Below are 12,324 nucleotides of genomic sequence, written 5' to 3' on the forward strand. Positions count from 1 at the left end.
ATGACGGGTGACGACACAGTGGACGTGGTCGGTATCGGCTTCGGCCCGGCCAACCTCGCGCTGGCCATCGCGATCGAGGAACACAACCGGTCGTGCGCCCCCGGCGAGGAAGTGCGCGCCGCCTTCGTCGAGCGGCAGGACGCCTTCGGATGGCATCCCGGCATGCTGCTCGAGGGAGCGACCATGCAGATCGCCTTCCCGAAGGACCTCGCGACGTTCCGCAACCCGAGCAGCGAGTACACCTTCTTCCAGTACCTGTTCGCACGCGGTCGGCTGGTGGACTTCGTCAACCACCAGACGTTTTTCCCCACCCGGCTCGAGTTCCACGATTACCTGTCGTGGGCGGCGGACCGCGTGGACGCCGACGTCCGCTACGGCACCTCGGTCACCGCGGTCCGACGGGTCGGCGACGAGCTCGTGGTGCAGTGCGACGACGGCCGGGTCCTCCACACCCGCAACGTCGCGGTCGGAGCCGGGCTGCAGCAGCGGGTGCCCGAGTGGGCGAGGCTCTCGGCGCGGTGCTTCCACAATCACGACTTCCTCGGCCGGATGGCCGAGTTGCCCCGACCGACCCACGGTCGGTTCGCGGTGCTCGGCGCCGGGCAGTCCGCGGCCGAGGTGGTGCAGTACCTCCACGCGCACCACCCGCACGCGGAGGTGCACAGCATCTTCTCCCGCTACGGATACAGTCCGGCCGACGACAGCCCCTACGCCAACCGCATCTTCGATCCCGAGGCGGTCGACGAGCTGCACCGCGCGCCGGCGGACGAGCGCGCCCGACTGCTCGCCCTGCATCGCAGCACCAACTACTCGGTGGTGGACCTCGAGCTCATCGAGGAGCTCTACCGCACCGAGTACGCCGAGCGGGTGAGCGGCCACCGGCGGCTGTTCATGCGCCGCGCGTCCACGATCGACGCCGCCGTCGAGACCGCCGACGGCATCGAGGTCACCGTGCGCGACGGCATCGACGGCATCGCCGACACCCTCGTCTGCGACGCCCTGGTGCTCGCCACCGGCTTCCGACCGGCCCCGCTGCGCCCTCTGCTCGGCGAGCTTGCTCCCGACGACGACGCGCCGCGCGTCGTCACGCGCGACTACCGCCTCCTGTCCGCTGGCGCCGGGACCGACGGTGACGACGGAGTCGGTGCTGCCGACGACGGTCGGACCGCCGTGTACCTCCAGGGCGGCACGGAGGCGACGCACGGCATCACGTCGTCGCTGCTCTCCAACGTCGCGGTGCGTTCCGGTGAAATTCTCCACTCCGTCCTCGCCCGACGTGGTGGGTCGGACGCGCTTGCTAGGGTCGACCGGACCGCAGATCGTCGGGATCGCCCGGCGCCGACTTTTGCAGTGAGCGAGGCACGATGAGCACCAACCCGTTCGACGACGAAGACGGACGCTTCTACGTTCTGGTCAACGACGAGGATCAGCATTCGCTGTGGCCGACGTTCGCGGAGGTTCCGCAGGGCTGGCGCGTCGTGTTCGGTGAGGAGAGCCGCAAGGCGTGCCTCGAGTACGTCGAGCAGAACTGGACCGACATGCGCCCCCGCAGCCTGCGTGAGGCCATGGAGGAGGACGCGCGTCAGCGCGCGGAGAACCCCTCCAGCTGATCCGTCAGCGCTCTCCGTCCCACCGGCCGTCCATGGGCTTCCGGTTACGGATGGGCAGCAACGATCGCACTGCGTCCGGACGCTTGAGTCGTCGAGCGTCCGGGCGCATGGTCTTCCGTGAGGGGCGACGCAGCGAGCCCGCCCGGTACACGATTCGGGGCCGACGCAACGTCCGCGCTCCCCATTCCCCCAGGGTGACCCCGCCCGCCAGCGCGCCGCCCGTACCCAGCGCGGCCAGCAGCGCGCTCATGCCGAGAAGCGTCTGGTCGCCGAGCAGGGCGAAGAGTCCCCGGTAGACCGACAGGCCGGGCAGCAGCGGCGTGATGCCCGCGACGGCCACGATCAGGGGCGGAATCAGTGCTCGACGAGCAAGAAGACCGCCGACGAACCCGACGACCGTCGCGGCGATGGCGCTCGACAGGACGGGGCCGAACCCCACCTGCTGCGCGATGAGGAAGAACAGTGCACCGGCAAACCCGCCGAAGAATGCGGCCGTCAGACTGCGTCGTTCGGCGTAGCAGGCCAGGGCATAGAACGCCGACGCCGCCGCACCGGCGAGCACCTTCGTCGGCACCTCGGTGATGTCGGGAGGAGCGACGTTGCTCAGGACGGGCAGTTCCGCGCCGAGCAGGGCGGCGAGCCGGAGCGTCGTCGCCACGCCCGCGATGATGCCGCCGGTCATCATGAGGAGTTCGAAGAACCGGGCCGCAGCGGTGATGGGGGCGCCGGTGATCGCGTCCTGCACCGAGCCCACCAGCGACAGACCCGAGAGCAGCACGGTCACCCCGGCCGCGATGATCTGCGACGGCGAGATCGAGATGCCCAGCTCGGCCTGATACGAGTACAGGGTGATCGCCGGCGCCGAGGCGATGAACCCGCCCACCACCTGTTGGAAGAAGAACGGAAGCCCGGCGCGGTTGAGCACCCGGCCGACCCGGTCGATCACCATCGTGGTGAGGAAGCTGACCACGGCCACCAGGACCCCACCGCCGAGCAGCACCGAGATCGCCGCCGCCATGCCCGACCAGGCGAGCGTCGCGATCCACCGGTTGTAGGGGTGGGGGGCGGTGATGATCTCGTCGAGTTCCGTCAGGGCGGCCGACGGTGTCGGCACCTGCAGTCGGATCCTGCGCGCCAGGCCGTCGACGGCCGCCAGACGCGTGAAGTCCATCGACCGGTAGTGGACGATGCGCATCGTGCTCGCCGGCGGGAGCGTCGGGCCGCGGTAGGCGCTGATGGTGATCGAGTTGTACGTGACGTCCACGTCGCATCGGTTCAGGCCGTACGTCGCGGCGACGAACTGCACCTGGGCCGCGGTGTCGATGGCGCCGGTGCCCGCCGCGAGGGTCACCTCGCCGACGCGCACGGCGAGATCGAGCACTTCCGTCACGGACGCGTCGTCCGTGAGATCGATCGGCTGGAGCGGGCTCGGAGCGCCCGCGGGGGTGTCGACGATGGCCCGTCGTTCGCCGGTCATCCGGCGCAGTGTCGACGTCAGGCCCTGCAGGAACGTCATGCCTCTCTTCTGCCGTCGAAGGGGTGCGGGAGTGATCGCGGTGGGTGCTCTCGCTAGGAGAAGGTACCGGCCCGGCCTGTGTGTTCCCTGGCCCGGGGCGTCGTCGCGCCGCCGTCCTCGCCGACCCCGCCGTACGGACTCGGCGACGGTTTCCGGCGCGGAATTCGGACTTGGTACCGAAACGGCTCGCGCCGTTGTTGCCTATGCTTGAATCCGGGACAAGAGACTGTGGTGCGGGTGCAACAGCGCGCCCGTCGGGCGCCCGCGAGGGGGACTGGTGGCGGTGTGAGCGCACTGAGGGACTGGTGGTCGGCGACGCCCGACTACGAGTGGATTCGGGATTACCATTGCGCCCACCCGCTGTTGCGTCGGGCGCCGTACGTCACGGCGTCCGGATGCTTCCTGATCGCGATCATGGCGATCGTCCTGGTGTTCTCCCCCGTGGCCGACGAAGCGACGACGCAGCTTCTCGTCGCCGCGGCGAGCGCCGTCGGGGCCGGGTGTTGGTGGGCGCGCGGACGGTTTCCCAGCCGCCGCGCCTCGCTCGCGTTCATCGTCTACGCCGGTATCGCGATCCCCGTCGGCATTCTGTCGACACCGCCCAGCACCATCAGTCTCTATGCCGTCGCGCTCATGGTGACCGTCGGGAACTACGTCACCGCCATGCACGACGCACGGGTGTTCGTCGCGCAGGAAGCCTGGTCGCTCGTGGTCGCCATCGTCGTGTTCGTGCGGGTGCTGACCGCCGATGTCGCCCCGGTGCCGGAGGTGGTGGCGACCTTCGTTCTGGTGCTGGGTCTGTTGTTCACCGCGTCGACCCTCAACCACGTCTTCCTCACCGCCCTGCGGAACGACGCCTCCCGCGCACTGTTCGACCAGCTGACCGGTCTGCGGAACCGCCGCGGACTGCACACCGCCGTCGAGGCCCTGATGCGAGACCACCGCCCGGCTCACCTGTCCGTCCTTTGTCTGGACCTCGACGCGTTCAAATCCGTCAACGACCGCTTCGGTCACGCTGTCGGCGACGAAGTCTTGCGTGCCACCGCAGCCCGAATCGACCAGCTGAGCCCACCCGGATCCGTCTCCGCCCGTCTGGGCGGCGAGGAATTCGCCGTCGTGGTGCCGGGCGACGACGCCCGAGCCTTCGCCCGGTCGCTGCTCACCGGAATCCACCGACCGGACGACCGAGCACCGGTCACCGCCTCCGTCGGTGTCGCCGTCGAGGATGTCACCGAGTGGGAAGGCCTCTGTCCCCGGATGCTCGGCCGACTGCTCGACCGCGCCGACATCGCCATGTACCGCGCCAAGCGCGACGGCGGCAACAGTGTCGTGGTGGCCGCGGCGAGTGAGGCGGACGGGCCGTTATGATGAGCGCGCCCGGCTCGGTCGGGCGCGCCTCCTTAGCTCAGTGGTAGAGCACTCGCCTTGTAAGCGAGCGGTCTTCGGTTCAATCCCGAAAGGAGGCTCTCGATATGCCTCTGAACTGCAGGAATGACCCGAAATAGCTCGTTCTGGCCTCTCGTTTCACGACTTTCTCCGGTACGTCCGTGCAGGTCCGCCACGGTCCAGGGGCGTCCGGTCACCTGCAAAAACTGTCGAAATGAAGCTCGATGTCACGAGTTGTCACAACTCATTCGTAACTCGTTCGATGGACTCGGGTGGACGTGGGTGGCTGTGGATGGACTTTTGCGCGGAAGAGTCCACGACTGTCCGTGGACACCCAGGGACTCCTATGGACGGATTCCACTCGCTTCACGCTGTGGCTGCGGCTGGCGTGGACGTGTGCGGACCAGGGTGGACCAACCGCCTCTCGCTCACGGGTGAAGCAGTAGTCGGCACTAACAGCGCTGATCGCAGAGGGACGGGTTCCGTAACGCAATTCGTGGAATTGACATTTTCAAGCATTGTTCGAATGGTCCGTACCATTACTCCGCAGCGATCGCGGCAGCGTCTCCGAGGTGGAGCGGTGGCGCCCTCGAGGGTCACGGACGGACCGGCGTCACCGGTGCGATGCACGCGACGGTGTCGCCTCGGTATGGGCGGTGACCGTGCCATGCTCCTGGTGCGTCACCCGCTGGCCTCCGCGGCGCAACCGTGTCGGCACGGGGCATGAAGTCGCCGCGGTGTACAAGAACCACCTGGTGTCCGTCAGCGTCCGGGTGGTCGTCCTCGCCGGTCTCGTGGACGCGCGTTACTGGTCTTCCGGCGAAACGCGACAGCGAGGAGGCGGCGAGATCAGCCCGCACCGTGACGCGCCACGTGTGAATGGTCTTTGTCGACGGGGCCGGTCTTCGCGGCGCCTCCGGGGGAGCCGAGGTCGTCGAAGAAGTCGGCGTTGACGGTGACGTAGTGCGCCCACTCGGCGGGGAGGTCGTCTTCGTAGAAGATGGCCTCGACGGGGCAGACCGGTTCGCACGCACCGCAATCGACGCACTCGTCCGGGTGGATGTAGAGCATCCGTCGGCCTTCGTAGATGCAGTCGACGGGGCATTCCTCGATGCACGCCTTGTCCATGACGTCGATGCACGGTTCGGCTATCACGTAGGTCACGGTTCCTATGGCCCCGTCGCGGCGGTGCTGTTGTCCGGTACCGCGTCCGGAACGAGGTGTGGTACGTAGCGGACGTAGAGCACCATCCCGATCAGTTCCACCAGGGTTTGCGTCACGACCACCACGGCGGCCAGGCTCAACGCCGGTGGCAGCGCCAGTGCGAGGGGGAGTACGACCAGTGAGTTGCGGGTAGCGCCGGAGAACACCAACGCCCGCGTCGCCGGCACGTCCTGCCCGAACACCTTCCCGGCGCCGACACCGATGAACGCCATCGCGATCAGGAACATCACGAAGATGGCGGCGGCCGCGGCGAGTTGATCGATGCGGCTGCGGACGGCGTCGATCTGGGAGGCCACGACGACCGCGAGCGTCACCATCATCACCGGCACCATCGCTGCCGCCGTCACCTGCATCAGCCGCTTGCCCGCATGTCCGCGGCGCGCCCACCACTGCGTCGCCGCTGCCAGAGCCAACGGGAGCCCGATGAGCAGGACGAATGCTTCGGCGAAGGGTGCGATGTCGATGATCGAGACCGTGTCGGACCCGACGAACAACCACAGCCACAGCGGCAGCAGCGCGATCTGCAGCAGCATCAGCAGCGGTGCCCCGGCCAGCAGGCGTTCCGATGCGGCGCCGGCGAGGCCGCTGAAGACGATGACGTAGTCGATGCACGGGGCGAGGAGCACCAGCACCACACCGACCAGGACCGCCTCGTTCCCGGCGATGATGCGCGTGAGAGCGAACACCACGATCGGGACGGCCACGAAGTTCAGGACGATGACTGCGGTGGTGAACCGGGCATCGCGCAGGGAGCGGCCGATCGCGGCGAACGGCACGGCGAGGAACGTGGCGTAGAGCAGTACGATCAGCACCGGGTTGATGGCGTGCTCGAACGCCGGCGCCGAGGCGGGAGCAGCGAGGCCCACTGCGGCACCGGCGGCGAGAGCGAGGAGATACAGGCCGATCTGGTGGGTGTCCCACCACTGCACCACCGAGGTCCGCCGCGATCCGGTCATGACGCGTGTGCGGGTGTGGGCATCGTCGACGCCAACCAGCTGCACTGCGGGTCGCACGGCGTCGCCGCGTCGGGAGTGTCGTCCAATCGGTCCAGCGCCCCGGTCAGCGCGTCTCGCAGCACGCTCAGCTGCGCGATCGACTCCTCCGCTCGGGCGATGTGCTCACGCAGTGCCGGCCGCAGCCCGGACTTCACCGCGGCGCACGAGTCGTTCTCCCACACGCGCAGCATCGTCTTGATCTGCGGCAAAGTCAGATTCAGGCTCTTCGCGGCGGTGATGAACGCCAACCGTTGCTGCGCGCGCTCGTCGTAGATTCGGTACCCGTTCGAGGCCCGGCCTGCCGGGAGCAGGCCCTCGCTCTCGTAGAAGCGCAGTGTCGTCGCCGGCACTCCCGTCGCCGAGGACAGTTGCGAGATCAGCAGAGCGGGCATGACCGAAGACTAAAGGTTCGAGTCGGCTCGAAGGCAAATGGACGAGTGAGCACATTGTCGGTGCCGCGGGATCACGGGCGCGTGTGCGGGGTGGTCCTTGGCTGTGCCTGTGCCCACCGATGCCGACGATGTCGTGACCGGATCGACGGTCGCGCTGCGTTCCTCGGCTGACAGGATGAGGCGCTCTCTGGCTGTGGCGTTCGCGGCGGGGGCTGCGATCGGCCTGCTGGGGGAATGATCGGGCTCGGTGTCGCCGAGTTCCGCCTCCCTCTGTTGATCGGTGTGTTCGGATTCGTCGCGTTACAGGCGGTGGTACTGAACAAGGCGATGAGCCTGATAGTCGTCGCGACGGCCCTCCCGGCCCTCCCGGCGCGCGTGGCGTCCGTTCCGCTCGACCTGCTGACTCCCCACTGGTCGGTGGTGCTCAATCTCCTCGGCGGCAGCGTCGCCGGAGCCCGGGTGGGTGCGACGTGGGCGACGAAGATGCGCTCGGCGACCCTCTACAAGGTCCTGTCCGCATTGCTGGTGCTCATCGCGTTCGTGTTGTTACTCAGCCACCTCGGGCAGGTGCAGCACGCCGACCTGGCCGCCGCCGCTCGTGTGGTCGCCGGGCTGCTGGCCGGGTTCGTCATCGGTGTCGTCGCCGCACTGATAGGGGTGGCCGGCGGCGAACTGCTCATCCCGACGATCGTGCTGCTCTACGGACTCGACTTCAAGGTCGCCGGCAGCTTGTCGTTACCGACGATGGTGGTGGCGTTCGCCCGGTACTCCCGCGATCGCAGCTTCGATGTCCCGTGCGAGAGCGGTGGTTTCGTTCTGGTGATGGCGGCCGGGTCGCTCACCGGAACCATTGCCGGGGTCTCCTGCTCGGTGTCGTCCCCGAGCTGATCCTGGTCCCGCTGCCGGTTGGTCAGCCGTCGTCACTCGGGTTCACGTCGCGCGATCTTCGTCGCCAGATCCGTCACCGGTGTGTGCCAGTCCTGGGACAGTCGCACGAGCATCGCGAACGCAGCGTCGGCGCGCAGGTCATAGCGCTCCATGATGATGCCTTTGGCCTGTCCGATGACATCGCGGGTCGCGAGCGCGGACTCGAAATTGTGCTCCTGCTCGGCAGCGACGAGAGCGAGAGCGGCATGCGTGGCGAGCAGGACGCCGACGTCGTCGTCGGCGTCGTCGAAGCCGTGAACAGCGTCGGAGTACAGGTTCAGCGCCCCGAGGTGATCGTGATGGGTGTACAACCGGAACGTCAGCATCGAGCGCACTCCTGCCTCTGAGGCCGCGGGAGCGAACTGTGGCCACCGATCCTCACGGGCCATATCGGGGACGGACACACTGTGGTGTTTCCACACCGTGTCGAAGCACGGCCCTTGCCCGGTCGCCTCCTGCAGGGCGTCGACACGGCGAGGGAGTTCGTCGGTGGCACCGCGGGATTCGATTCTGTGATTGCGGACGACGAGGGTGATGCCGGCGTGATCAGCGCCCGGTATCAGCCGGACCGCCTCCGCCGTGATCGAGAGCAGGGTGCCCTCGACGCTGCCGTGTTCTTGTTGGATCACCCTGGCCATCTCGGCCATGGCGGCGCCCAAAGACACTGTCTCGGAATCACTGTCGGCGCGCGCCGGGTCGAGCGGCGGGTCGGAAGTAGCGGTCACGAACGTACCTTCTTCCAGATCCTCGGTCGTGAGAACGTACGCCGAGGTCGAGCTCACCATGTCACACGGGTGTTGGGCGCCCGCGACGGAGTACACCGCTGCTGTCGAACGGCAGTCCTCGATAGTTCGTCGTCGCCCGGTGTAGGGCGACGCGGCGTACAGTTACCGTCAGTTCGGTACAACCCTTGCCGTTCGGACCGATCATCCGAACCAGTCGTCTCGCCGCTGCGGCGCGAAGACGACCTCGAGGAGTGTGAGCGAAACGTGTATCAGCACTTGCCCGACCGTCCCGATATCGTCGCGGCGGTCGGTCACGGGTCGCCCGCCCTACCTGTCTTGCAGCTGACTCCGCACCTGCGGGCGAGAGCGGGCGCTTGGATCCAGATTCTCGAACAACGTTGTGCGTCAACGTCGCCGCGTGCCCCGTCGTGCACACCGGGTTGTGCCGGTCTGCGAGTCCCGGTGACCGGTGACGCCGACGACCGTCAGCCGAGGGAACATCCACTGTCCGGCCTGGAGTCGTTCTCGCAGTGGGTGGAGGTGTGCGTCGACCTGTCGTCCGCGGACGGCGCAGCTGTCGTCGCATCCACCGAGCGCCACGATGACAGGCACCGGATCCTCTATGCCACCGACCCGACCGCCGAGCGCGTGGCGGACCTGCTCTTCGTCCTCGGCTACGGACCCCACACGACGGCGACGCCCGCGCATCCGGTGCAGACCGTGACGACCACCGATCCCGACGACCGCCTCACCTGGCCGCTGTTGATCGACGAACTCGTCGCGGTGGGCGTTCACTGGCTACAGGTCCATGCGATCGGGGCACCCGGGTCGGCGTTGGGAACCCTGCAGCTCTACCGGCGGCGTCGACCGCCCGCGCGGTCGCTCGATGCGGACACCACGGTCAGCGCGCTGGCGCGAGCGCTCGGTAGCGAACCGGTCGCCGACCGGGTCCTCGGTGCATCATCGGAGCCGGTTGCGGGCTCCGACGTCGTCAGCGTCGCGATCGGCGTTCTCGCTGCCCGGCACGGTCTTTCGGTGCCGGCGGCGTCGGCGCTGCTCCGAGCGGGCGCCTATGCGCGCGAACATTCGTCGCTGGACGAGGCGCAACGCGTTGTCGAGTCTCTCGGCGACCATGAATCGTGACAGCAGGGAACATCGCGCCGTGGTGAACGGCACGTCGGGTATCACCACACGTGAGAGCGAAGCCCGTCGATGACCGACCGTTTGAATCCGACACCGCGCTCGTGCGACTTCCTCGACCTCGTCGGCCCCGCCACCGAGACCCCCGCACCCGACGCGACCGCACCCCATGTCACCGACGAGCGAAGGTTCCTGGTGTGGATGGTCGACGACCGGGACACAGTCATCCTGCGCACCGCGAGCTCGCTGACCAATGCCGTCGACGTGGCTCGCGCGTACTGCGCAGCGTGGGGTGCGCAGGTGCGTCACATCGAGGATCCGCGGGGCGAGGTCGTGCCACGTGCAACGTGGGAGACGCTGTGTTCGGTCACTTCGCCCCTGCCCTACGTCTACACCGTCGAGCTCCTTTCTCCCCGCTCCACCGGGCGTGAGGAACTGGTGACAGCGCTCTGGACCAGTACTCATCTCGACGAGGCGCTGCGCTGGCGGCAGCTGCTGCCGCCCGACCTCCGCAGTCGCGCCCTCGTGGTCAGCAATAACCCCGACGGGCACTTCCCGCGTTCGGCACCCTCACCTGCAGGAACCTCTTCCAGATGACGTCGACGGACGGTATGGCCAGCAATTCGGAAGACGCCGTTGCCGCAGCACCCCCGAGTCCGACCACCGACGGCCCGGAACACGCAGCCCATCGGGCCACCGGAAACGCCGGCGTGCCCGATGCCGCCGCGATTGCGACGGGAACGTGCGCACGCTGCGTGACCACGACGCCTCAGCTGACGCCCGCCACGAGAGTGCCGGGCATGTCCGCTGCCGCATCGGCGCTGTGGGTGCGCCCACGCGGGAAGGGACTGTGCCCACCATGTGCGTGGATGTACCGGTCCGCCGACACCCGTCGTACCCCGCACCTCGTCACTCGCCTCCCCGACAGTGTCACCGCGATCGACCCCACCGACCTGTTCCACACATGGGGCCTCCTCAGGCGCAGAAGCGGATCGATCCCCGCTAGCTTTGCTCGGGGTGCCCCGGTGCCCCCCCGGGCTCAATCCATACACTGCGCTGACGCGGGCACTTCGTTGATGAACGGATATGAATCAGATTGCCCGACAGCGGTTCTCGTAGACCGGCCGTCAGTCGCGGGCCGACCCGTGCGTGCGGTCGAGTCGACTCGGGCAGCTCGTCCGCGATCACGTTCTGCCTCCGCGAGCTGGTCTCGGGTGGTGTCGAATAGTTCGCCCGACGACGCCTCGGACTTCCGGACGCTCTCCTTCTCGAGGACGAGCAAGACGTCGAGAAGGTAGCTGCCCAGTGCCATGATGGCGCCGAAGGTCGCCTGCGATGCCTCGCCTTCGCCTGGGATCGTGTTCCCGGTGACCTCACCGTGGTCCCCGAGAGCATCCGTCGTCCCGACGACCGGGGACCCGAGCGCTCCCGCGGTTTGCCGGATGATGTCGTGGGTACCGTCGTTGTGTTCGTATGCTGCCGTGGCCGATGCAGGGAGGACCCCAGTGTCGGGTGACGACGACGCACATCCGATGCGTGATGCGCGCGGGGCGTTCGACGGTGTCACCGCGATCGAGTGGGTCGACGTGTGCGTCGATCTGGCCGCTGCCGACGGGGCCGCGCTCGTCGTCGCTGCGGAGGACCACCCCGATACCCACCAGGTGGTGCACGCCACCGACGGTATCGCTGTGCAGGCCGCCGACCTCGGTTACATCCTCGGATGTGGCCCCCACATAGAGGCCATGTCGACAAGTAATGCGTGCGCTGTGGACGTCGACGACGCTGCCGACCGGGGCCGCTGGCCGCTACTGGTGGACGAACTGGCCGTCAGCGGGATCGGATGGGTGCAAGCGCACCCGCTCGGCGACCATCGTGCCCCGTTGGGCACGCTGCAGCTCTACCGCCGGACGAGGTCACCGCACAGGCTCTCGGGGGACGACCGCGCTACCCACACCATGATCGCCCAACTCGCTCGCATGCTCGGCACGGGCATCGTCGCCGCCGGCGTGGCCGCCGACATGCTCATCCGACGTCACCAGGACAGCGAGGCGGTGAACATCGCTATCGGGATTTTGGCCGCCCGGCACGGCTGCACCGTTGCGGTGGCCTCGGCGATGCTGCGAGCGGGCGCCTACTCCCGCGGGCACGGCTCCGCGGGCGAAGCGCATCGCGTCATCGACTCGATCAACTCTGTCGACCCCTGAGGACCCGGCCGATCCCGTCATGGGCGCGTCGTCGCCATAGATGGCGACACGGATTTCCGCGAGTCGGCTCATGGGCAAATCCGACTTCTGCGTCCGGTGCGGAGGGGACACGCCGGGTGATCGTCGGGGTGGCTGAGCAACCTCCGGCGCTGCCCGCACGCCGCCTCGCAGCTGATGTGCAGGTCTACGCGAATCCCCCGGTAGG

12 protein-coding genes and 1 tRNA gene are annotated in these 12,324 nt (G+C 68.0%); 8 read left to right on the top strand and 5 right to left on the bottom strand.

Features of this window, described 5'->3' with window-relative positions:
- Both HQ603_RS00110 and HQ603_RS00115 read left to right on the top strand, forming a co-directional pair.
- Positions 1-1,368, top strand: a complete 1,368-nt coding sequence (locus tag HQ603_RS00110; RefSeq protein ID WP_222682398.1) for a lysine N(6)-hydroxylase/L-ornithine N(5)-oxygenase family protein — start codon at positions 1-3, stop codon at positions 1,366-1,368.
- The gene (locus HQ603_RS00115; protein WP_068103290.1) at positions 1,365-1,610 is read left to right on the top strand and encodes an MbtH family protein; all 246 of its coding nucleotides are present in this window, start codon (positions 1,365-1,367) and stop codon (positions 1,608-1,610) included. The genes HQ603_RS00110 and HQ603_RS00115 overlap by 4 nt, the downstream gene beginning before the upstream one ends.
- A gap of 4 nt (positions 1,611-1,614) precedes the next feature.
- On the opposite strand, the gene HQ603_RS00120 is transcribed toward HQ603_RS00115, so the two are convergent.
- Entirely contained in the window at positions 1,615-3,117 is a 1,503-nt protein-coding gene (locus HQ603_RS00120) for a threonine/serine ThrE exporter family protein (RefSeq protein WP_222683113.1), read from the bottom strand.
- Positions 3,118-3,411: 294 nt separating this feature from the next.
- Between HQ603_RS00120 and HQ603_RS00125 the strand changes: the two genes are divergently transcribed.
- Together HQ603_RS00125 and HQ603_RS00130 are read left to right on the top strand one after the other, a co-directional pair.
- The gene (locus tag HQ603_RS00125) at positions 3,412-4,494 is read left to right on the top strand and encodes a GGDEF domain-containing protein (RefSeq protein WP_222682399.1); all 1,083 of its coding nucleotides are present in this window, start codon (positions 3,412-3,414) and stop codon (positions 4,492-4,494) included.
- A gap of 26 nt (positions 4,495-4,520) precedes the next feature.
- A tRNA-Thr gene (locus tag HQ603_RS00130) sits at positions 4,521-4,592 on the top strand.
- 769 nt (positions 4,593-5,361) lie between these two features.
- Here HQ603_RS00130 and fdxA read toward each other — a convergent pair.
- From fdxA to HQ603_RS00145, 3 genes are read right to left on the bottom strand one after another with little or no spacing between them, the layout of a single operon-like run.
- Positions 5,362-5,676: a ferredoxin gene (gene fdxA, locus HQ603_RS00135; protein ID WP_222682400.1), complete on the bottom strand. Its 315-nt coding sequence runs from the start codon at positions 5,674-5,676 to the stop codon at positions 5,362-5,364.
- Between the two features lie 5 nt (positions 5,677-5,681).
- Complete coding sequence (locus tag HQ603_RS00140) at positions 5,682-6,692, bottom strand: arsenic resistance protein (RefSeq protein WP_261767242.1); 1,011 nt, start codon at positions 6,690-6,692, stop codon at positions 5,682-5,684.
- Entirely contained in the window at positions 6,689-7,123 is a 435-nt protein-coding gene (locus HQ603_RS00145; protein WP_222682401.1) for a MerR family transcriptional regulator, read from the bottom strand. The genes HQ603_RS00140 and HQ603_RS00145 overlap by 4 nt, the downstream gene beginning before the upstream one ends.
- 234 nt (positions 7,124-7,357) lie before the next feature.
- On the opposite strand from HQ603_RS00145, the gene HQ603_RS00150 reads away from it, so the two are divergent.
- Positions 7,358-8,011, top strand: coding sequence for a sulfite exporter TauE/SafE family protein (locus tag HQ603_RS00150; protein ID WP_222682402.1), 654 nt, complete (start codon positions 7,358-7,360; stop codon positions 8,009-8,011).
- 32 nt (positions 8,012-8,043) lie between these two features.
- Here HQ603_RS00150 and HQ603_RS00155 read toward each other — a convergent pair whose 3' ends face one another.
- Positions 8,044-8,871 (bottom strand): GAF and ANTAR domain-containing protein, encoded by an 828-nt coding sequence (locus HQ603_RS00155; protein ID WP_308126282.1) that lies wholly within the window; start codon positions 8,869-8,871, stop codon positions 8,044-8,046.
- A gap of 180 nt (positions 8,872-9,051) precedes the next feature.
- Here HQ603_RS00155 and HQ603_RS00160 point away from each other — a divergent pair, with 180 nt between their 5' ends.
- From HQ603_RS00160 to HQ603_RS00170, 3 genes are all read left to right on the top strand, one after another.
- Positions 9,052-9,918, top strand: a complete 867-nt coding sequence (locus HQ603_RS00160; protein ID WP_222682403.1) for a hypothetical protein — start codon at positions 9,052-9,054, stop codon at positions 9,916-9,918.
- A 69-nt stretch (positions 9,919-9,987) separates the two neighbouring features.
- Entirely contained in the window at positions 9,988-10,512 is a 525-nt protein-coding gene (locus HQ603_RS00165) for a hypothetical protein (protein ID WP_222682404.1), read from the top strand.
- Positions 10,513-11,447: 935 nt separating this feature from the next.
- Entirely contained in the window at positions 11,448-12,119 is a 672-nt protein-coding gene (locus tag HQ603_RS00170) for a hypothetical protein (RefSeq protein WP_222682405.1), read from the top strand.
- Positions 12,120-12,324: the final 205 nt, after the last annotated feature.

It is taken from the genome of Rhodococcoides corynebacterioides (genome assembly GCF_019834675.1).
Taxonomy (GTDB): domain Bacteria; phylum Actinomycetota; class Actinomycetes; order Mycobacteriales; family Mycobacteriaceae; genus Rhodococcoides; species Rhodococcoides corynebacterioides_A.

Bases quoted from the DNA above. Each gene is read 5' to 3' on its own strand.
- HQ603_RS00145 (WP_222682401.1), bottom strand. From the start codon at position 7,123: ATGCCCGCTCTGCTGATCTCGCAACTGTCCTCGGCGACGGGAGTGCCG.
- HQ603_RS00150 (WP_222682402.1), top strand. From the start codon at position 7,358: ATGATCGGGCTCGGTGTCGCCGAGTTCCGCCTCCCTCTGTTGATCGGT.
- HQ603_RS00170 (WP_222682405.1), top strand. From the start codon at position 11,448: ATGCGTGATGCGCGCGGGGCGTTCGACGGTGTCACCGCGATCGAGTGG.
- HQ603_RS00110 (WP_222682398.1), top strand. From the start codon at position 1: ATGACGGGTGACGACACAGTGGACGTGGTCGGTATCGGCTTCGGCCCG.
- HQ603_RS00165 (WP_222682404.1), top strand. From the start codon at position 9,988: ATGACCGACCGTTTGAATCCGACACCGCGCTCGTGCGACTTCCTCGAC.
- HQ603_RS00140 (WP_261767242.1), bottom strand. From the start codon at position 6,692: ATGACCGGATCGCGGCGGACCTCGGTGGTGCAGTGGTGGGACACCCAC.
- HQ603_RS00115 (WP_068103290.1), top strand. From the start codon at position 1,365: ATGAGCACCAACCCGTTCGACGACGAAGACGGACGCTTCTACGTTCTG.